This is a genomic window from Streptomyces sp. NPDC086519 (genome assembly GCF_040686075.1).
GTDB classification, from domain to species: Bacteria; Actinomycetota; Actinomycetes; order Streptomycetales; family Streptomycetaceae; genus Streptomyces; species Streptomyces shenzhenensis.
In genome coordinates this window covers 21,036-38,957 of record NZ_JBFBJL010000079.1, presented here as the reverse complement: position 1 = coordinate 38,957, position 17,922 = coordinate 21,036, and the positions used below count along the sequence as shown (strand labels likewise).

The following is a 17,922-nucleotide window of genomic DNA, read 5'->3' as shown; positions in this document are numbered from 1 at the left end:
CCTGGCCGTGCCGCGGTAGGCGCTCACCTCGACCGCTTCCACTTGTTTGTCCGTACTCTACAGCCTGCGGGTCTAGTCCCCTGTTTCGGTCCGTACGCGCGGCGGCCCGGTGGGGTCCCACCCGACCGGGCGGCGGCGTCGTCCCACACGGCAGGCAGGCCGTCCGGACAGCCCCGCCGGGCCCGTCCGGCGAGGCCGGCCGTTGGCGGTCTCACGCGAGCAGCCGCGGCCGACAGGGCCGCGGCTGCTCCCGTTCGCAGGTGTGGCCGAGACCCTGACCCACGGCGCTGTCGGGGCGTCAGCCGTCCAGCCAGTCGCCTGTCACGCCCGTGGGACGGTATCCCGTGGCGTTCCAGAGGAAATGCGGGTGGGCGCAGCCGAACATGTAGGCGAGCAGGGCGGTGTCCTCCCGCCCGGTCAGAGGGTCGTGCAGGGTGTGGAATCGTTCGGATCCGACCACCCCGGCGTCTTGTTGGACCTCACGGGCACGGGCCGGGGACGGTGCGGCGCTGGACGCCTCCACGGCGGCTATGTAGGTACGGCGCAGGATCTCCCATGCGCTGTCGATGTTGCCGTACCACGGGCCGTGCACCGCTTCGAAGGCGTGGAGCTCGGCGTCGAAGAGGGCCCAGGTCCCGGGGTACTGGGCCCGGCAGCGTGCGGACAGTTCGGCGGTCCGGGGGCTGAGTGCCGGTACGGTGGGCCGCGGGCTGATGGTGAGGGTGGTGCCCTCGGTGAGGATGCCGGTGCAAGCGTTGGGTTGCAGGTCGCACAGCGCGCACCCGTGGGCCGGGGGGAGGCCCTCGGTGATGCCGTCGAACCACAGGGCGTGGCGGCCCGTGAGCCCCATCCAGACGATGGTGGTGGTCATCAGCCAGGTGTTCCACATCGGGCGGTGCGCCTCGGGCATGCAGCCGTACTTCACGAGGGCTATGGCACAGGCGGCGTAGAGGGCCTTGGTGTGGGTGGGCATCTCGGCGAGCCAGAAGTTGCTGATCTCCCCGGTGAGGGCGTCGGCCCGCACGTCGGCCATGTCGTCGATGACGCGGCACAGCAGCAGGGCGGCGAGGTTCTCCTCCTGCCAGAGTTCGCTGTCGGGCGCGACGTGCCAGAACAGGCAGTCCAGCATCTGCAGGACCGAGTAGGTGCTCTGGCCGAGCGGGTTGGTCTGCGGGAGCGTGACACCGCCCGCGTGGTGCTGGCGGAGCCAGTACTCGTCGACGGACCGCTTGTGGGCGGCGAAGAGCCCGGAGACCAGGGCCCGTGCGCTGTTGGTGCTGAAACTCTCGGCCAAGCGGTCTTCCACGTGCTGGGTGAGGCGCGTGGTGTCGATGGTGTCGATCACGCGTTTGTATTCGTGGAAGACGAGGATGTCGTCCTCGAATCGGTGACGGTGGCCGAGGTCTCGTTCGAGGTCGTTCATCTGCCGGGTCCAGGACCATCCACCGGTCAGGACGCTGTCGAGTTCCCGGCGGTACGGCCAGGTCTTGACGGTGAGGGGCCGGCCGGCGCTGTGCCGCCAACGGTAGTCGTCCAGCGTGCGCGCGGGGGGCGTGGGCAGCCGACGGCACAGCGGGCAGGCGCAGGCCGTTGTCCGCTCCTCCTCGCGCGGCGGGGTGAGTGCTCGGCTCCGCCAGGCCCCCTCCAGCATCGCGCAGGTCAGCCGGCAGATCTCGGCGTCGGTGCTGACCTGGGGGAAGGCCGCTTCGATCAGGCGCAGGCTGGAGTCGAGGTGCCGCAACCTGGCGTAGCCCTCCTCGTCGGGCGGGAGAAGCGCGCGCTGCGGCAGACGGAAAGCTCCCTCCACCTGCAGCGTGGTGCCGGAGTGGGGGGATCCGAGTGCGTCCAGCCGTTGCTGAGCGGCGTCCTGGCAGGCTCGGTACTGCTCCGTGCGCCCGTTGGCGCGTTTCACGAAGAGGCCGGCCAGGGTCTTCCCCGCCTCGGCGGGCTGGAGCAGGGCGCTTGGCCCCGCCGGAAGCAGGCTGTCGGCGGACGCCTTCGGAACGGCACCTACGCCTTGAGATGTCACACCGGTCTCCTTCGAGCTGTGGTCCTGGCAACGGAATCGACCGACCGGGGTGCGCCGGCCGGTCGTGTCCGGGGAATCTGCTGTCCCTGCGGCGTCGGCCTCGCCGCACAGCCGGACGCACGCGACCGGCTCGGTTCCGGCTGCGAGACGACCGCGAGGGCACGGCTGCCGCGTCGACGGCCGAAGAACGGAGCGAGGTCGCCCACCTGCCGCCCGACGCCGCAGGCCTTCCATGAACGGCCCGCCCTTGTCGAAGCACGCCTGCTACAGGACGGGCACCCGCGTCGCCGCCTCAGCCGTGTCGGCCGATGAGCACTCGCGGCCCCTCAGGCACGGCGCGACCAGCGGATCCGGGGCGGGCGGCCGCCCGCGGCAGGCAGCGCGACCGGCGGGCGCGCTCGAACTGCGGATGCTCGCTGACGGGGGTCTCGAAGGTCAGGCCGAACATGACGTCCTGAGGCATGTGTCTCCTATCGGGCGACAGTGCGCAGAGTCCCCCGGCCCTGCGGACGGGTGGCCTGTCAGCCACCCGTGCACTCGAACTGGCCTTCGTGGCTCGAAAGTTGAGCCCTGAAGCGTTACGAGGCTGCCCAGAGCGTAAATGATCTACGCGTGACCCTGCCGTGACGTGTGTTACTGCTCATGCCTCCTCGGCCGAGTACACTCGCGCGCCCCCGACGTATGTGTGCGCGACCTGTGTGTCCGCGATGTGCTCCGGGGGAGCGGTGAACGGATCGCGGTCCAGCACCACCAGATCCGCGAGCGCGCCGACCGCCACCCGCCCGGTGTCGTCGAGGTGGTTCACATAGGCGGAACCGGCCGTGTACGCCCTGATCGCGTCGCCGAGCCCCAGCCGCTCCCCGGGCAGGAACACCGGCGCGTCGCCGCCCGGTTCGACCCGGTTCACCGCGACATGGATGCCCTGGAGGGGGTCGGGGCTGCTCACCGGCCAGTCGCTGCCGCCCGCGAGCCGCGCCCCGGAGCGCAGCAGCGACCCGAACGGGTACTGCCGCCCGGCCCGTTCCGGGCCCAGGAACGGGATCGTCAGCTCGTCCATCTGCGGCTCGTGCGCGGCCCACAGCGCCTGGATGGTGGCGGTGGCGCCGAGCCGGGCGAAACGCGGTATGTCGGCGGGGTGCACGACCTGGAGATGTGCCAGGTGGGGCCGCGTGTCGCTGGGACCATTGGCGGCCCGCGCCGCCTCGACGGCGTCCAGCGCGTCCCGCACCGCCCGGTCGCCCAGCGCGTGGAAGTGGCACTGGAAGCCGAGCGCGTCCAACGCGGCGACGTACTGCGGAAGTTGTCGCGGATCGAGGAAGCTCTTACCGCGATTGCGCGTCGCACAGCCGCACTTGTCCAGGTAGGGGTCGAGCAGCGCCGCCGTGCCGTTCTCGGCGACCCCGTCCAGCATCAGCTTCACCGTGCCCGCCCGGAACCGGCCGTGGCTCAACGCGGCCCGCTTCGCCACGAGTTCGGGTATCTGCTCGGCCCCCCGCTCCCGGTCCCACCACAGCGCGCCGACCACCCGCGCGGTCAGCGAACCGTCCCGGGCGGCCGTGAGATACGCCTCGGACGGGTCGTCCATGCCGAGGAACCCCCCGACCAGCGCGTCCTGCCACGCCGTGATGCCGAGCGCGTGCAGGTGCCGCTGGGCGTGCAGCAGCGCCGCGAGCCGGTCCGCCGGGGCGGCCGGCGGGGCGAGCCGGCCGACCAGCTGCATCGCACCCTCCTGGAGCGTGCCGCTCGGCGTGCCGGAGGCGTCCCGGTCGATCCGCCCGTCGGCCGGGTCGGGCGTGTCGCGGCCGATCCCGGCCAGCTCCAGCGCCCGGCTGTTGACCCAGGCCCCGTGATGGTCCCGGTTGGGCAGATACACCGGCCGGTCCGGTACGACGGCGTCCAGCAGCTCCTTCGTCGGCGTACCGCCCTCGAACGCCTCCATGGACCAGCCGCCGCCCAGGATCCAGGCTCGCTCCGGATGCGCCCCGGCGTAGGCGCGGACGGCGGCCACGGTCTCCTCGGCGGTCCGCGGCCCGGTCAGATCGCACTGGGTCAGTTCGAGGCCGGCCGGGACCGGATGGACGTGCGCGTCCTGGAACCCGGGCAGCAGCAGCCGCCCGGCCAGGTCGACCACCTCCGTGCGCGGTCCGGCGAGCTCCCGCAGCTCCCCGGCGGAGCCGACGGCGGTGATGCGCTCACCGGTGACGGCGACGGCAGCGGCCGTCGGGCCCTCGGGGGTGAGGACGGGGCCGCCGGTGAAGAGCAGATCTGCGTGCATGTTTCCTGTTTCTCAGTTGGGGATCGTGAGCAGCTGGGGTGCGTCGGCGTCCGTGCCCTCGCCGGTGCGGAAGTACGGCGAGCGGCGCACGTACTTCGCCCAGCCGGCCGCGACGAACCCGGACCCGATCATCGCCAGCGGGGTGGCCAGCAGGAACCAGCCGTTGTCCGCGCTGACCTCGAAGTGGTCCGCGGACGTGTAGAAGGACCAGCCGAGATAGCCGCCGAGGCCCAGCAGGGCGAGCGCGCTCAGCGCCGGCAGCACCACGGCCCGTACGCCCTGCCGCCAGTCCTCGCGCAGCAGCCGGCGAAAGCGCGCGGCGGCGGCGAGCGCGGTGAGCGCGTACGACAGGGCGACGACGATGCCGACGGCGTTCACCGTCGCCATGATCATGTCGGCGAGCCGCGGGATCACCAGGGCGAGCGCGGCGACCGCCGCGGCCAGCGCGCCGATCAGCAGGGTGCCGGCCGCCGGGGTCCCGTACCGGGCACTGACCCTGGACCACACCGGCCCGAGGGTACGGTCCCGGCTCATCGCGAACATGCCCCGGGCCGTCGGGATCACCCCGGCCTGGAGCGAGGCCACCGCCGAGAACATCAGCGCCACCAGCGGCAGCGCGGCCCACGGCTGCGCGGCCAGCCGGTCGCCGAAGAACGCCAGCCCCTCGGCCCCGTGCCCGGCCAGCTCCTTCTCGGAGAGCACGCGCTGGAACGCCACCGAACCCAGCAGGAACAGGCCCAGCATGGTCACCAGGGTGATCAGTCCGGCCCGTGAGGCGTCCCGGGGGTCGCGGACCTCCTCGTTGACGCTGAACGCGGCCTCGAAACCCCAGTAGCAGAACACCGAAAGGAGCAGGCCCTGGGCGAGAGCGGTGGCCGACGGGATCGCGAACGGGTCGAACCAGCTCAGCCTGAAGGGGTGGGAGCCGGTGACGATGCCGTAGCCGCAGAACCCGAGCAGGACCACGTACTCGAAGACCAGCAGCCCGGTCTGCAGGCGGGCGGCGGTGCGGATACCGGTCACGGCGGTGACGGTGACGGCGACCAGGACGACGATGCCGACAGCCGTGGTCTGGGCCGTCGAGCCCGGGTCGAGGGCGAGCGAGCCGAGCCGGTGCACTCCGGCCTCACCCGCCAGTTGCAGCATCGCCGATCCCGTGACCGCCGTGGTGTACGCCAGGAAGGCCACCGTCGCCACGATGTTCACCCAGCCGACCATGAAGCCGAGCCACGGACTGAGTGAACGGCCCACCCACACATAGCCGTTGCCCGCGTTCGGCTCCACCCGGTTCAGCCGCGCGTAGGCACCCGCGATGCCGAGGACCGGCAGGAACGCCAGCAGCATGATGGCCGGCAGGTGCAGCCCGACCACCCCGGCCGTCACCCCCAGACCGATGCCGATGCTGGTGGTGGCGGCCGTACTGGACGCGGCGACCGCGACGCCGTCGAGGACGCCCAGGGATCTGCGCAACCCAGGGGGGTCCGCTGTGTAGGGCTGCTCGGTCATGGCCGGCACACTCCGCTCGCACCTGGGGGCCTGGCTGGTCGGCCCCGGTGACGGGACATGAAACTGCCGGTCCGCTTCACAGGTCAACGGTGTTGTCATAAGGTGCGCCACCAGGAAGGGAGACCCCATGAGCGAACGTGTCGTCCCGGCCACCGCCCGGCGGCGCCGGCGCCCCACCAAACAGGGCGTGGTCCTCTCCGGGGAACTGATCGTCGAGACCGCGATGCGGCTGATCGAGGAGCACGGCGCCGACGCCCTGTCCGTGCGCCGCCTCGGCCGCGCCCTGGGCGCCGACCCCAGCTCGCTCTACCGCTACTTCCGGCACACCGACGACCTGATGCTCGCCATCGCCGACGAGCTGATCGGCCGTACTCTGCGCGTCTGGCGGCCCACCGGCGACTGGCGCGCCGACCTGCGCGACCTCGGCCTGCGCATGCACGCCGGCGCCCTCGCCCACCCGCGGGCGGCGGTGCTCAGCGCCCATCGGGTGACCGGGCGGACATACGAGATCCAGGCCGTCGAGACCATCCTCGGGATACTGCGGAACGCCGGTTTCCCGGATGCCGAGGCGGTCCGCGTCTACCACGCCTTCGTCGACCAGGCCCTCGCCTACGGCGCCCTCGACTCCGCCAGCACCGCCCTGCCCAAGCCCGCCCGGGACGCCGAGGCGGACGTGTGGCGGGCGACCTACGCCCGGCTGCCCGCCACCAGCCACCCCAACATCGCGGCCACCGCCCGCCATCTCGTGGCCTCGATGCGGAACAGCTCCTATCCGGCCGCCCTCGACCTGCTGCTGACCGCGGCCGAGGCCCGGCTGGGCCAGTTGCGCGCCGGGAAGCGGCTGGTGGGCGACTGAATCCGCTGATCGGGGACAGACGTGCCCGGGAGAACCTTCCGAGGGAGGAAACATGGCACTGGTGACCGCGGCCGTCGTGGTGCTCGACTGCGCAGAGCCCGAGAAACTCGCCCAGTTCTACCGGGAGTTCCTGGACGCCGAGGACGGCGAGGCCTCGGCCAACCTGGTCGAGATCCGGGCCACCGGCGGCTTCCGGATCGCCTTCCGGCGCGACGTCAACGCGGCCCCGCCGAGCTGGCCGCGGCCCGAGAACTCGCTCCAGGCCCATCTCGACTTCCTCGTCGAGGACCTGGACGAGGCCGAGCGGCGGGTGGTCGGCCTCGGCGGACGGCCGATCGAGACGAAGGACCCGGCCGGGCCGTACGAGGAACGCGGGTACGCCGACCCGGCCGGACACTCCTTCACCCTGCGCCTGCTGCCGCCCTCCGCACCCAAGCAGGGCTGAACCCGCTCAGTCCCGGCCGCCCTTCTGGGGCACCGGCCAGACCCCGGTGGAGCGCTCGATGGCCGTCGCGCCGGTGCGGTCCACGGCGCTGCGCACCACCGCGAAGACCGCGCCCTGGACCGCCGCGGCCAGCAGTACCTCGCCCCAGCCGCGGTCCCGGTCCAGGGCGTCCGGCGCGTCCTGCTCGCCGCGCAGCGCCATCCAGGTCCGGCGGAAGACCAGCGCGCCCAGCGCCCCGGCCGCCCAGCTCAGCACCCAACCCAGGGGCGCGTAGACGAGGGGGAGCTTCAGCTTCTTCGTGCTCTTGGCCATGCCTTCCTCCGCGTTGTCAGGGCCGCCCCGCGGCCGGGACCTCCTCGGCCGCCGGCACCGGGCCGGGCGGCGTCCCGTCCCCGAAGGGCCGGCCGCCGAGCTCCTCCCGGTGATGGGGCGTCAGCCACCCGGCGAGATCCGGTCCGAGGGGCACGATACGGGTCGGGTTGATGCCGGTGTGGACCTGGTAGTAGTGCCGCTTGATGTGGTCGAAGTCGACGGTGTCACCGAATCCCGGCGTCTGGTAGAGGTCCCTGGCGTACGCCCACAGCACCGGGTTCTCCGCGAGCTTGAAGCGGTTGCACTTGAAGTGGCCGTGGTAGACGGCGTCGAACCGCACCAGCGTGGTGAACAGCCGGATGTCGGCCTCCGTGATCGTGTCCCCGACCAGATAGCGCTGCCCGGCCAGCCGGCCGGCGAGCAGCTCCAGCCGCCGGAACACCCCCGCGCACGCCTCCTCGTACTGCTGCTGCTCGTGCGCGAACCCGGCCCGGTAGACCCCGTTGTTGACGTCCTCGTACACCTCGGCCGTCACCACGTCGATCTCGTCGCGATGCCGTGCCGGGTACAGGTCCGGCGCACCTTCCCGGTGCAGTGCCGTCCACTCGGTGGCCAGGTCCAGGGTCAGCCGCTGGTAGTCGTTGGTGACCAGCTGCCCGCTCGGCACGTCCACGACCGCGGGCACGCTCACCCCGCCCGGAAAGCCGGTCTCCCGGCGGTCGTAGGCCTCACTGAGGTACCGGATGCCGAGCACCGGGTCACGGCCGTCGGGGTCGAGGGTGAAGCGCCAGCTGCGGTCGTCCTGGATCGGGTCGGTGACGGCGAGCGACAGGGCGTCCTCCAGGCCGAGCAGCCGCCGGGAGATCACCGCCCGGCCGGCCCACGGACAGGCGCGGCTGACCACCAGCCGGTACCGTCCGGCCGCCACCGGCCAGCCGTCGCGTCCGTCCGCGGTGATCCGGTCCGTGAAATGGCTCGGGGACCGGCTGAAAGCCCGGTGCCCCAGCGCGCTGTTGCCGTCGCCGCCGCTCATCGCGTCCTCCTTGCCGAGGGGCCGCCCGCGGTCGACCGGGGCCCCTGGGTCAATGCGTTCCCCCGTTTCCGTCTTTCGCACGGAGTGATCAGCCTCCGTCGGGGCAGTCGGCGGTCGTGAGCCGGACATCGTCGCGGAAGCATGCGGACCGGAAACGCCCGGAGCGGGAACACGCGGAGGAGGAGAACGCGCAGGAGATGAGCCCGGATCAGCAGCGCCCGGACCAGTCGAAGGCGGACCACAGGACACGCCTGACCGTGTTGGTGGCACTCGCCGCCAATCTGGTGATCGCCCTAGCCAAGGCCGTCGGCGGTGTCGTCGCCGGCTCGCCCGCGCTGCTGTCGGAGGCCGCGCACTCCGTCGCCGACAGCCTGAACGAGGTGTTCCTGCTGGCCGCCCTGCGCCGCAGCCGCCGCCCGCCCGACACCCGGCATCCCTTCGGCTACGGCAAGGAGCGCTTCTTCTGGGCGCTGCTCGCCGCCGTCGGGATCTTCGTCATGGGCGGCTGCTTCTCCTTCTTCCAGGGCGTGGAGGCACTGCGCGACGGGGCGCAGGAGAAGGCCAGCGGCTATGTGGCCGGCCTGATCGTGCTGGGCGTCGCCCTGCTCGCCGAGGGCGCGTCCCTGTTCCGGGCGCTGCACCAGGCCCGCGGCGAGGACCGGGGGCTGCGGGACCCGGCACTGCGGACGGTGATCGCCGAGGACGGTACCGCCGTGCTCGGCGTCTGCCTCGCGATCGTCGGCATGGCCCTGCACATGGTCACCGGTCAGGTGGTCTGGGAGGCGTCGGCCTCGCTGGCGATCGGCGCCCTGCTGGTGTTCGTCGCCTACCGGCTGGGCGCCGACGCGCGCGACCAGCTGATCGGGGAGGCGGCGGATCCGGAGCTCAGCGACAGGATCCGGGAGCAGCTCGCGGCGGAGCCCGAGATCGACAGCGTGGAGGCCCTCTTCACGATGCGGCTGGGCTTCGAAACCACCATGGTGGCGGCCCGGATCGACCTGGTGCCCGGCCTGGACAGCGAGGACGTTGAGGAGGTCCTGGTGCGCATCAAGGGGGCGCTCGCCGAGACGTTCACCGAGGCCGGGCAGATCTTCCTGGACGTGACCGACCGGTCCGCGCGGGAGGCACGGGAAAGCCCCGCCGCGACGGGGGAACGCGGCGGGGCCTGACATTCGGCTGCCCGGCCCGGTGCCGGTTCATGCCTTCCGGAAACAGATTTTTCTAAATTCCGACGGTCCCCGGCCGGAATGGATTCCCGGAACCGTCACTTCCCCCTACTTCGGTTCCAGCACGAACACCGGGATCTCCCGGCTGGTCTTCTTCTGGTAGTCGGCGTACGGCGGATACGCCGCGACGGCCCGCTCCCACCATTCGGCCTTCTCCGCACCGGTGACCTCACGGGCGGTCATGTCCTGCTTGACCGGCCCGTCCTGGAGCTCGACGAGCGGGTGCGACGTGATGTTGAAATACCAGACGGGATGCTTGGGCGCACCGCCCTGGGAGGCGACCACGGCGTACTTCCCGTCGTGCTCCACCCGCATCAGCGGCGTCTTGCGGATCTTCCCGCTCTTCACACCCAGGGTGGTCAACACGATCACGGGCAACCCCGTGTCCATCAGGGTCGTGCCCTCCTTCCCACCCGAGCTCTCGTACAACTCGACCTGTTCGCGTACCCAGGCGGTCGGGCTGGGCTCGTACTCGCCCTCAAGAGGCATGCGGTCCGTCCCCTCGTCGCTTCCATGACTGACACCACGATTCAACACCGGGAGTGCCCCGGATCATCCGCGCGACACCGGACCCGGCGGGAAGCCGCCCGCGCCGCGAGCGCACCGGCCGTCAGCCGGGCCGCAGCGCCATCCGCGCCGCCAGCCCCAGCATCACGCAGCTCGACAGCAGGGCCGTGACCAGGCGGCCCCGGTGACCGGTCAGGGCCCTGCCGAGGAGCGCGCCGCCGCTCGCCAGCAGCAGCTGCCAGCTCGCGGACGCGGCGAAGGCCGCGAGGACGAAGACACCCTGCTCCACCGGTCGTACCGGTTCGGCGGAACGGGTGCCGACCACCAGGGCCGCGAAGTAGATCACCGTCGTCGGATTGAGCAGCGTGATCCCGAGGAGGCCGAGATACGCCCGCCCGGGACCGGGTACCGGCCGCTCGACCCGGGCCGCTAGGCGCCGCTCCCGGAACTGGCGCAGCGCGAGGGCCGCACCGCGCACGGCGAGCGCCACCAGCACCAGCGCCGAGACCAGCCGCAGCGGCCCCAGCACCGGCAGCAGCGCCACCGCCAGCGCGGCGCCGCCGGCCGCCGCGAGCAGGGCGTACAGGCCGTCGGCCGTCGCCACGCCGAGCGCGGCGCAGGCGCCGGTCCGCAGTGACGTGCGAGCCGTGAGGGACACTAGATACGTGCCGACCGCGCCGACCGGGACGGCGATCCCGTACCCGGCGAGCAGGCCGGCGACGAGCGTGGCCGTCACGCGCGTGCGGGCTCGGGCCTCCGGGGGCGCCCCGGCTGCTGCTGGACCCGCACCCGACGCAGGGTCGCGGTGGTCAGCGGCAGAGCGGCGTCAGGAGAGTTCATGCGCAGATCCTGTGGCCCGGCTCGCCGCACCGGCAAGCGAATTTCGGCGCGGAATCGTCCCCCGGCCGCATGCGATCAGGTCAGATCGGTGGATTCACCGATGTGGCCGAACTTGCGGTCGTCCCATAGGTGCCCAGGGCATCTAATGATGATCGGCACGACGTACGACATTCGTCTGCGAGGTCTTCCATGAACGAACTGACGGACCTGACGGAACCCGCTGCTCCCGTCCGCCCGGCCGATCCTGTGGCGTGGCCGCAGGACCGCACGTGCCCCTACCACCCGCCCACCGGCTACGACCCGCTGCGCGACGGCGCCCAGCTGTCCCGTGTCACCCTCTACGACGGCCGTACCGCGTGGGCGGTCACCGGCCACGCCACGGCCCGCGCGCTGCTCTCCGACCCCCGGCTCTCCAGCGACCGCCGGCGCGAGGACTTCCCGATGCCGAACGCCCGGTTCGCGATCGCCCGGGAGCGCCGCCGGGTCGCCCTGCTCGGCCTCGACGACCCCGAGCACCAGACCCAGCGCCGGATGCTGATCCCGGACTTCACCCTCAAACGCGCGACCGGGATGCGGCCGGCGATCCAGCGGATCGTCGACGAGCTGCTCGACAGGATGATCGCCGCCGGACCGCCCGCCGACCTGGTGAGTTCCTTCGCGCTGCCCGTGCCGTCCATGGTCATCTGCGACCTGCTCGGCGTGCCCTACGCCGACCACGAGTTCTTCGAGGCGCAGTCCCGGCGGCTGCTGCGCGGTCCGGAGCCCGCCGACTCCCTGGACGCGCGCGAGAGGCTGGAGGCCTATCTGGGCGACCTGGCCGACCGCAAGAGCCGGGACGAGGTGCCCGGCGACGGCGTCCTCGACGACCTCGTCCACGAACGGCTGCGCGCGGGTGCCCTGGACCGCGGGGAGGTCGTCGCGCTCGCCCTCATCCTGCTGGTCGCCGGGCACGAGACCACCGCCAACATGATCTCGCTCGGCACCTTCACCCTGCTCCAGCAGCCCGAGCGGCTCGCCGAACTGCGTGCCGACCCCGCGCTGGTGCCCGCCGCCGTCGAGGAACTGATGCGGCTGCTGTCCATCGCCGACGGGCTGCTGCGCGTCGCCCTGGAGGACATCGAGGTGGCCGGCACCACCATCCGCAAGGGCGACGGCGTGCTCTTCGCGACCTCGGTCATCAACCGCGACGAGTCCGTGTACGACGACCCCGACGCCCTCGACTGGCACCGCCCGGCCCGCCACCACGTGGCCTTCGGCTTCGGCATCCACCAGTGCCTGGGCCAGAACCTGGCCCGCACCGAGCTGGAGATCGCCCTGCGCACCCTGTGGGAGCGGCTCCCGGACCTGCGGCTCGCCGCACCGCCGGAGGAGATTCCCTTCAAACCCGGCGACACGATCCAGGGGATGCTGGAACTCCCCGTGACCTGGTAAGAGGCTCCTGCCATGCACATCGAGATCGACCGGGACGTCTGCATCGGCGCGGGGCAGTGCGCCCTGACCGCCCCGAACGTCTTCACCCAGGACGACGACGGCTTCAGCACCCTGCTCCCCGGCATGGCGGACGGCGGCGGCGACCCCCTGGTCCGCGAGGCGGCCCGCGCCTGCCCGGTACACGCCATCACGGTCCAGGAACCGGCGGGCTAGCCCGAAGGCTCACGACGATCTCGGTGAGCCGTCCGGGGCCCCGGCGCCCGGTCGGCCGCCGGGACGTCGAGCACCGCCAGCTCCAGCCCGCGCAGCCGCGCCGGGTCGGCGACGACCTCGTACGCCGTCACCCGGTCGCCCTCGACGGTGACCCGCAGGACGTAGCGCAGCCGTCCCCGCGGGGCGACGACGAGGCCGACCCGGCCGTCGACCAGGGCCGGTGCGGCGAACCGGGCGCGCTCGCGCAACAGCACCGTGCCCTCCGCGACCGCCCGGGCACCCCGCAGCTCAGCCGCCGCCCCCGGCGGCAGGGTCGCGGGGTCGGCGCGCCGGACCACGTCCGGGGCGAGCAGGCCGAGCAGCGCGTCCAGGTCACCGCCCCGGGCGGCGGCCAGGAACGCCTCCACGACCGCGCGGTGCCGGTCCTGCTCGGCGGCCGGCACCGCGGGTGTGCCCCGCACCTTGTGCCGGGCCCGGCTGGCGAGCTTCTTCGCGGCCGGCAGCGAACGGTCGGTGATCACCGCGACACGTTCGAACGGCACCCCGAACAGGTCGTGCAGCACGAACGCCACCCGCTCCGCCGGGCTCAGCGTCTCCAGCACCACCAGCAGGGCGAGCCCCACCGAATCGGCCAGCACGGCCTCCTCCTCGGGCCCGGCGCCGGCCGCGCGCTCCGGGAGGTCCTCGCCGTACGGCTCCTCGGGGTGAGCGGTCCGGGCGCGCAGCATGTCCAGGCAGATGCGGGAGACGACCGTCGTCAGCCAGGCGGTGAGGTTGCCGATGCCGGCGCCGCCCGCCCGGCTCAGCCGCAGCCAGGTCTCCTGGACCGCGTCGTCGGCGTCCCGGGCCGAGCCGAGCATGCGGTGGGCGATCGCCCGCAGCCGCCCGCGCCTCGCCTCGAACCGGGCCGCCAGCTCGTCGTGCCGGTCCATGGGGTCACCTTTCCGCCGCGTGCTCCGTCACCTCCTCGACGCATCCCGACCGACCGAGGTGACCACCCCATGCTGCTGCACATCGACTCCAGCGCCGACGCGACCGCCGACTCCGTGACCAGGCGTCTCACCGCCGGCTTCGCCCGCGCCTGGCGCGCCGGGCACCCGGCGGCCCGGTACCGCCACCGCGACCTGGCCGCCACCCCGGTGCCCCCGCTCACCGGCGCCTACACCACTCTGGGCCGCCGGGTGGAGCGGGCGGGCTTCGTGCCGCCCGCGAAGGTGCCCGCGCTGATCGAGGGCCCGGCCGAGGCCCGCGAGTGGGAACAGACCCGGCCCCTGATCAGCGAGCTGGCCGCCGCGGACACGGTGCTGCTCGGCGTCCCCATGTACAACTTCGCGGTGCCCGCGGCCCTCAAGGCGTGGATCGACCGGGTGACCTTCCCCGGCGCCTTCGCCCACCCGGACACGGGGGAGAGCCTGCTGTCCGGCACCCGGGTGGTGGCCGTCCTCGGGCGCGGCGGCGCCTACGGCCCGGACACCGGCCGGGCGGCCCTGGACTTCCAGACCCCGTACCTGAAGGCCTGGACGGGCCGGCTGGGCGTCCGGCCCGAGCACCTCCATCCGGTGGCCGCCGAGCTGACCCGCGTCGACGTGCTGCCCCACCTGGCCGGCCAGGAGGAGGCGGCCGCGGCCTCCCTCGCCGGGGCCCGCGCCCGGCTCTCGCGGCTCGCCGCCGCGAGCTGACCTCACCCGGCGCCCAGCAGCACCCGGGCCGCCGCGCGGGCCTCGGCCGCGGGCTCCGTGCTCCCGGTGACGCCCGCGGTGACCATCGCCCCCTCGGCGAGCAGGAACAGCGGCGCGGTGAGCGCGGCGTCCAGCCCGGCGTCGGCCACCAGCTCCGCGAGGTAGTCCCGGAAAGCCCGCTTGTGGCCCCGCACCTGGGCCACCACCCGCGGCGAGGTGGCGCCGAGCTCGCCGTACGCGTTGATCCAGGCGCACCCCCGGAAGTCCGCCTCGCCGAACCACCCCTCCAGCCAGTCGAAGACCGCGAGCAACCGCTCCCGGGGATCCTCGTGCAGCCGGACGTGCTCGGCGAGCCGCTGCCGCCAGCGCACGTCCCGCCGCTCCAGATAGGCCTCCACGAGCTGCTCCTTCGCGGGGAAGAGCTGGTAGAGCCGCTTCAGGGAGACACCGGAGGCGCCGCGTATGTCGTCCATGCCGACGGACTGCACCCCGCGCCCGTAGAACAGCCGCTCGGCGGCGTCCAGAGCCTGTTCACGCGCGACCGTGCTGTCCATGGGCCACTCCTTGACCAGAGAACGTGCGTTCTCCTAGGGTAGCGGCAATCAGGAGAACGTGCGTTCTCCGTCGAAGGAGGAGACCATGGCCGACCGCCCGCCCCTGCCGCCCTTCACCCGGGAGACCGCCGTCCAGAAGGTCCAGGCCGCCGAGGACGCCTGGAACACCCGCGATCCGGAGCGCGTCGCGCTCGCCTACTCCGAGGACTCGGTCTGGCGCAACCGCGGCACCTTCGTCACCGGCCGCGCCGCGATCGTCGAGTTCCTCACCGCCAAATGGGCCCGCGAACTCGACTACGCGCTCCGCAAGGACCTGTGGGCCTTCGACGGCAACCGCATCGCGGTCCGTTTCCAGTACGAGTGCCACGACGCGGACGGCCGGTGGTGGCGGTCGTACGGCAACGAGCTGTGGGAGTTCGACGAGCACGGGCTGATGACCCGGCGCGAGGCCAGCATCAACGACGTGCCGATCGAGGAGCACGAGCGCCGGATCCACGGTGCGCGCCCGGGGTCCGAGCGGGGCCTGTCCTTCCCGCTCCGGTAGCGCCCGCATAGGGTTCCCGGATGACCGATGAGCCCCGCAAGCCGTTCCTCTGCCTCGTCGTCTGCGCCGCCGGCATCGCCGCGGGCGTCGGCAGGCTCATCTCCGCGGCTCAGGAACGCGGTTGGGAGGTCGGGGTCATCGCCACACCCGCCGCCGTGAACGGTTTCCTCGACACCGCCGAGGCCGAGGCCCGCACCGGCCGCCCGATCCGGTCGGCCTGGCGCCGGCCCTCCGATCCGCGCCCCTTCCCCGCGCCGGACGCCGTGGTCGTCGCCCCCGCCACCTTCAACACCGTCAACAAGTGGGCCGCCGGGCTCGCCGACACCCTCGCCGTCGGCACCCTGTGCGAGGCCCTGGGACTCGGCGTCCCGATCGCCGTCCTGCCCTGCGTCGCCGACGCGCTGGCCGCACACCCGGCCTACCAGGAGAGCCTGAACCGGCTGCGCGCCCTCGGCGTCCGCTTCGGCGACCCCTACGGGGGCGAGGCCGAAGCGGACGGCGGCCGCCCCGAGTTCGCCTGGGAACAGGCGCTCGACCTGCTGGAGCGGCACTGACATCGTCCGACAACCACCGCCACGACACGAGAGCGGCCGCACCGCCGACGTACGCTCGCTTCTGTACGACGTGATCTCGACGGTGGGAGACAACGATGGAGTACGTGAAGCTCGGCCGCACCGGCCTGGACGTGTCCCGGATCTGCCTCGGCTGCATGACCTACGGCCTGCCCGACCGCGGCACCCACGAGTGGACCCTCGACGAGGAGGCGTCCCGCCCGCTGATCCGTCAGGCGCTGGAGGCGGGCGTCAACTTCTTCGACACCGCCAACGTCTACTCCGACGGAACCAGCGAGGAGATCGTCGGCAAGGCGCTGCGCGACTTCGCCCGGCGCGACGAGATCGTCCTCGCCACCAAGGTGCACGGCCGGATGCGCCCCGGCCCCAACGGCGGCGGCCTGTCCCGCAAGGCGATCCTCACGGAGATCGACCACAGCCTCGCCCGTCTCGGCACCGACTACGTCGACCTCTACCAGATCCACCGCTACGATCACGCCACGCCGATCGAGGAGACGATGGAGGCTCTGCACGACGTGGTCAAGGCGGGCAAGGCCCGCTACATCGGGGCGAGTTCGATGTACGCCTGGGAGTTCTCCAAGGCCCAGTACACGGCCGAGCTGAACGGCTGGACCAAGTTCGTCTCCATGCAGGACCACTACAACCTCCTCTACCGCGAGGAGGAGCGCGAGATGCTCCCGCTCTGCGCCGACCAGGGGGTGGGCGTGCTGCCGTGGAGCCCGCTGGCCCGGGGCCGGCTCACCCGCGACTGGGGCACGGTCACCGAGCGCAGCGCCACGGACGACTTCGGCAACCGCCTCTACCAGGAGGGCGACCGCGCGATCGTCGAGGCGGTCACCCGCATCGCCGGCGACCGGGGCGTCCCGCGCGCCCAGGTGGCCCTGTCCTGGCTCCTCCACCAGCACACGGTGACGGCCCCGATCATCGGAGCCGCGAAGCCGAACCACATCGAGGACGCGGTGGCGGCGGTGGAGCTGGAGCTGAGCGACAAGGAACTCGAAGAGCTGGAGCAGCCCTACGGTCCCCATCCCATCTCCGGCCACTGAGACGCGCCCTCTTGGGAGCGGCGCGGGGAACTGCGCGACCATCCCCCACCCACCCGCACCCGAATCACAACCGCTCGGTCCCGCACGGACCGCCCCCTTCGCTCTCCGGCAGAGGAACAGGTTCCCCACCCATGGACAACGTCCGGTAGTAGCCCCCGATCCGCTCCGCGGACCGCCCCACATAGTGGCCGATGAACGACCGCCGGAACCGGTCGGCGGAGCGATTGGGCTGTGACCCGTGCACCAGACTCCCGTTGAAGAACAGCACGTCCCCCGGCCCCATGCCGACCGGCACCGCCGCGAGCCCCTCCGGCGGTGCCACGTACTCCCGCGCGAACGACAGCCCCGCATCCGACTCCTCGGGGCAGAACAGGTCCATCCGGTGCGTCCCCGGCACCACCTCCAGCCCGCCGTTCTCCCGGTCGATCGCCTCGCAGGCGACCCACGCGGCGACGCACGTCCCCGGCTCCACCCGCAGGTAGAAGTTGTCCTGGTGCAGCGCCTGCCCCCGGGCCCCCGGCGGCTTGAAGTAGAACATGCTCTGCGCGGCCAGCACCTCCTCCCCGAACAGCGCCTCCAGGACCACCCGGAGCCGCGCGTCCAGCAGGAACCGCAGCGCGAGCGCGCTGATCTCATGGGGCTGCATCACCCGGGGATACCGGTGCAGCGGATCCGCCGTCGGCTTCGGCTCGAAGTGCCCCGGCACCACCCGGCCCGCCGCGTGCAGCGCCGCGAACTCCGCGCACAGACGGTCGATCTCGTCGTACCCGAACAGCCCCCGTACGACGGTGAACCCGTCCTCGCCGAACTGCCGCGGGATGCTGGTGTCGATGCCCGTGACTGTCATGCTCGCA

At 72.5% G+C, this 17,922-nt stretch carries 20 protein-coding genes; 9 read left to right on the top strand and 11 right to left on the bottom strand.

The window, feature by feature from the left end; all coding sequences use genetic code 11:
- Positions 1–298: 298 nt before the first annotated feature.
- From AB0P24_RS42005 to AB0P24_RS41990, 4 genes are all read right to left on the bottom strand, one after another.
- Positions 299–2,029, bottom strand: a complete 1,731-nt coding sequence (locus tag AB0P24_RS42005; protein WP_365803684.1) for a hypothetical protein — start codon at positions 2,027–2,029, stop codon at positions 299–301.
- A 292-nt stretch (positions 2,030–2,321) separates the two neighbouring features.
- Positions 2,322–2,492 carry a hypothetical protein gene (locus AB0P24_RS42000; RefSeq protein WP_365803682.1) on the bottom strand — a complete coding sequence of 57 codons (171 nt, stop codon included), beginning with the start codon at positions 2,490–2,492 and terminating at the stop codon, positions 2,322–2,324.
- A 177-nt stretch (positions 2,493–2,669) separates the two neighbouring features.
- A complete protein-coding gene (locus AB0P24_RS41995) occupies positions 2,670–4,304 on the bottom strand; it encodes an amidohydrolase (RefSeq protein ID WP_365803680.1) in 1,635 nt (544 codons plus the stop codon).
- Between the two features lie 12 nt (positions 4,305–4,316).
- A complete protein-coding gene (locus AB0P24_RS41990; RefSeq protein WP_365803678.1) occupies positions 4,317–5,810 on the bottom strand; it encodes an APC family permease in 1,494 nt (497 codons plus the stop codon).
- 127 nt (positions 5,811–5,937) lie between these two features.
- On the opposite strand from AB0P24_RS41990, the gene AB0P24_RS41985 reads away from it, so the two are divergent.
- Both AB0P24_RS41985 and AB0P24_RS41980 read left to right on the top strand, forming a co-directional pair.
- Positions 5,938–6,666: a helix-turn-helix domain-containing protein gene (locus tag AB0P24_RS41985; protein ID WP_365803676.1), complete on the top strand. Its 729-nt coding sequence runs from the start codon at positions 5,938–5,940 to the stop codon at positions 6,664–6,666.
- A 52-nt stretch (positions 6,667–6,718) separates the two neighbouring features.
- Positions 6,719–7,111, top strand: coding sequence for a VOC family protein (locus AB0P24_RS41980; RefSeq protein ID WP_365803674.1), 393 nt, complete (start codon positions 6,719–6,721; stop codon positions 7,109–7,111).
- 6 nt (positions 7,112–7,117) lie between these two features.
- On the opposite strand, the gene AB0P24_RS41975 is transcribed toward AB0P24_RS41980, so the two are convergent.
- Both AB0P24_RS41975 and AB0P24_RS41970 read right to left on the bottom strand, forming a co-directional pair.
- Complete coding sequence (locus tag AB0P24_RS41975; protein WP_365803672.1) at positions 7,118–7,423, bottom strand: DUF4235 domain-containing protein; 306 nt, start codon at positions 7,421–7,423, stop codon at positions 7,118–7,120.
- Positions 7,424–7,439: 16 nt separating this feature from the next.
- On the bottom strand, positions 7,440–8,456 hold the full coding sequence (locus AB0P24_RS41970; RefSeq protein ID WP_365803670.1) for a glutathione S-transferase C-terminal domain-containing protein: 1,017 nt from the start codon (positions 8,454–8,456) through the stop codon (positions 7,440–7,442).
- Between the two features lie 197 nt (positions 8,457–8,653).
- Here AB0P24_RS41970 and AB0P24_RS41965 point away from each other — a divergent pair, with 197 nt between their 5' ends.
- On the top strand, positions 8,654–9,625 hold the full coding sequence (locus AB0P24_RS41965; protein WP_365803668.1) for a cation diffusion facilitator family transporter: 972 nt from the start codon (positions 8,654–8,656) through the stop codon (positions 9,623–9,625).
- Positions 9,626–9,730: 105 nt separating this feature from the next.
- Here the strand turns inward: AB0P24_RS41965 and AB0P24_RS41960 are convergent, their stop codons facing one another.
- Positions 9,731–10,171, bottom strand: coding sequence for a nitroreductase family deazaflavin-dependent oxidoreductase (locus tag AB0P24_RS41960; RefSeq protein ID WP_365803666.1), 441 nt, complete (start codon positions 10,169–10,171; stop codon positions 9,731–9,733).
- A gap of 121 nt (positions 10,172–10,292) precedes the next feature.
- Positions 10,293–10,925, bottom strand: a complete 633-nt coding sequence (locus AB0P24_RS41955; RefSeq protein WP_365803663.1) for a LysE family transporter — start codon at positions 10,923–10,925, stop codon at positions 10,293–10,295.
- A 293-nt stretch (positions 10,926–11,218) separates the two neighbouring features.
- Between AB0P24_RS41955 and AB0P24_RS41950 the strand changes: the two genes are divergently transcribed.
- Positions 11,219–12,460, top strand: coding sequence for a cytochrome P450 (locus AB0P24_RS41950; RefSeq protein WP_365803661.1), 1,242 nt, complete (start codon positions 11,219–11,221; stop codon positions 12,458–12,460).
- Positions 12,461–12,472: 12 nt separating this feature from the next.
- Complete coding sequence (locus AB0P24_RS41945; protein ID WP_365803659.1) at positions 12,473–12,673, top strand: ferredoxin; 201 nt, start codon at positions 12,473–12,475, stop codon at positions 12,671–12,673.
- On the opposite strand, the gene AB0P24_RS41940 is transcribed toward AB0P24_RS41945, so the two are convergent.
- Positions 12,670–13,605 carry a sigma-70 family RNA polymerase sigma factor gene (locus tag AB0P24_RS41940; protein ID WP_365803657.1) on the bottom strand — a complete coding sequence of 312 codons (936 nt, stop codon included), beginning with the start codon at positions 13,603–13,605 and terminating at the stop codon, positions 12,670–12,672. The genes AB0P24_RS41945 and AB0P24_RS41940 overlap by 4 nt on opposite strands.
- Before the next feature lie 69 nt (positions 13,606–13,674).
- Here AB0P24_RS41940 and AB0P24_RS41935 point away from each other — a divergent pair, with 69 nt between their 5' ends.
- Positions 13,675–14,352, top strand: a complete 678-nt coding sequence (locus tag AB0P24_RS41935) for an NAD(P)H-dependent oxidoreductase (RefSeq protein ID WP_365803655.1) — start codon at positions 13,675–13,677, stop codon at positions 14,350–14,352.
- Between the two features lie 2 nt (positions 14,353–14,354).
- Here the strand turns inward: AB0P24_RS41935 and AB0P24_RS41930 are convergent, their stop codons facing one another.
- Positions 14,355–14,906, bottom strand: a complete 552-nt coding sequence (locus AB0P24_RS41930; RefSeq protein ID WP_365803653.1) for a TetR/AcrR family transcriptional regulator — start codon at positions 14,904–14,906, stop codon at positions 14,355–14,357.
- 85 nt (positions 14,907–14,991) lie between these two features.
- Between AB0P24_RS41930 and AB0P24_RS41925 the strand changes: the two genes are divergently transcribed.
- The 3 genes from AB0P24_RS41925 (at position 14,992) to AB0P24_RS41915 (ending at position 17,068) form a co-directional block, all read left to right on the top strand.
- Positions 14,992–15,450 (top strand): nuclear transport factor 2 family protein, encoded by a 459-nt coding sequence (locus AB0P24_RS41925; protein ID WP_365803651.1) that lies wholly within the window; start codon positions 14,992–14,994, stop codon positions 15,448–15,450.
- 20 nt (positions 15,451–15,470) lie between these two features.
- A complete protein-coding gene (locus AB0P24_RS41920; RefSeq protein WP_365803649.1) occupies positions 15,471–16,004 on the top strand; it encodes a flavoprotein in 534 nt (177 codons plus the stop codon).
- A gap of 95 nt (positions 16,005–16,099) precedes the next feature.
- Positions 16,100–17,068 carry an aldo/keto reductase gene (locus AB0P24_RS41915; RefSeq protein WP_365803647.1) on the top strand — a complete coding sequence of 323 codons (969 nt, stop codon included), beginning with the start codon at positions 16,100–16,102 and terminating at the stop codon, positions 17,066–17,068.
- Between the two features lie 64 nt (positions 17,069–17,132).
- Here AB0P24_RS41915 and AB0P24_RS41910 read toward each other — a convergent pair whose 3' ends face one another.
- The gene (locus AB0P24_RS41910; protein WP_365803644.1) at positions 17,133–17,915 is read right to left on the bottom strand and encodes a phytanoyl-CoA dioxygenase family protein; all 783 of its coding nucleotides are present in this window, start codon (positions 17,913–17,915) and stop codon (positions 17,133–17,135) included.
- Positions 17,916–17,922: the final 7 nt, after the last annotated feature.

What these genes read in the sequence shown, in the direction of transcription:
- AB0P24_RS42000 (WP_365803682.1), bottom strand. Translation starts at nt 2,492, where the DNA reads ATGCCTCAGGACGTCATGTTCGGCCTGACCTTCGAGACCCCCGTCAGC.
- AB0P24_RS41995 (WP_365803680.1), bottom strand. Translation starts at nt 4,304, where the DNA reads ATGCACGCAGATCTGCTCTTCACCGGCGGCCCCGTCCTCACCCCCGAG.
- AB0P24_RS41990 (WP_365803678.1), bottom strand. Translation starts at nt 5,810, where the DNA reads ATGACCGAGCAGCCCTACACAGCGGACCCCCCTGGGTTGCGCAGATCC.
- AB0P24_RS41985 (WP_365803676.1), top strand. Translation starts at nt 5,938, where the DNA reads ATGAGCGAACGTGTCGTCCCGGCCACCGCCCGGCGGCGCCGGCGCCCC.
- AB0P24_RS41980 (WP_365803674.1), top strand. Translation starts at nt 6,719, where the DNA reads ATGGCACTGGTGACCGCGGCCGTCGTGGTGCTCGACTGCGCAGAGCCC.
- AB0P24_RS41975 (WP_365803672.1), bottom strand. Translation starts at nt 7,423, where the DNA reads ATGGCCAAGAGCACGAAGAAGCTGAAGCTCCCCCTCGTCTACGCGCCC.
- AB0P24_RS41970 (WP_365803670.1), bottom strand. Translation starts at nt 8,456, where the DNA reads ATGAGCGGCGGCGACGGCAACAGCGCGCTGGGGCACCGGGCTTTCAGC.
- AB0P24_RS41965 (WP_365803668.1), top strand. Translation starts at nt 8,654, where the DNA reads ATGAGCCCGGATCAGCAGCGCCCGGACCAGTCGAAGGCGGACCACAGG.
- AB0P24_RS41960 (WP_365803666.1), bottom strand. Translation starts at nt 10,171, where the DNA reads ATGCCTCTTGAGGGCGAGTACGAGCCCAGCCCGACCGCCTGGGTACGC.
- AB0P24_RS41950 (WP_365803661.1), top strand. Translation starts at nt 11,219, where the DNA reads ATGAACGAACTGACGGACCTGACGGAACCCGCTGCTCCCGTCCGCCCG.
- AB0P24_RS41945 (WP_365803659.1), top strand. Translation starts at nt 12,473, where the DNA reads ATGCACATCGAGATCGACCGGGACGTCTGCATCGGCGCGGGGCAGTGC.
- AB0P24_RS41940 (WP_365803657.1), bottom strand. Translation starts at nt 13,605, where the DNA reads ATGGACCGGCACGACGAGCTGGCGGCCCGGTTCGAGGCGAGGCGCGGG.
- AB0P24_RS41935 (WP_365803655.1), top strand. Translation starts at nt 13,675, where the DNA reads ATGCTGCTGCACATCGACTCCAGCGCCGACGCGACCGCCGACTCCGTG.
- AB0P24_RS41930 (WP_365803653.1), bottom strand. Translation starts at nt 14,906, where the DNA reads ATGGACAGCACGGTCGCGCGTGAACAGGCTCTGGACGCCGCCGAGCGG.
- AB0P24_RS41925 (WP_365803651.1), top strand. Translation starts at nt 14,992, where the DNA reads ATGGCCGACCGCCCGCCCCTGCCGCCCTTCACCCGGGAGACCGCCGTC.
- AB0P24_RS41920 (WP_365803649.1), top strand. Translation starts at nt 15,471, where the DNA reads ATGACCGATGAGCCCCGCAAGCCGTTCCTCTGCCTCGTCGTCTGCGCC.
- AB0P24_RS41915 (WP_365803647.1), top strand. Translation starts at nt 16,100, where the DNA reads ATGGAGTACGTGAAGCTCGGCCGCACCGGCCTGGACGTGTCCCGGATC.
- AB0P24_RS41910 (WP_365803644.1), bottom strand. Translation starts at nt 17,915, where the DNA reads ATGACAGTCACGGGCATCGACACCAGCATCCCGCGGCAGTTCGGCGAG.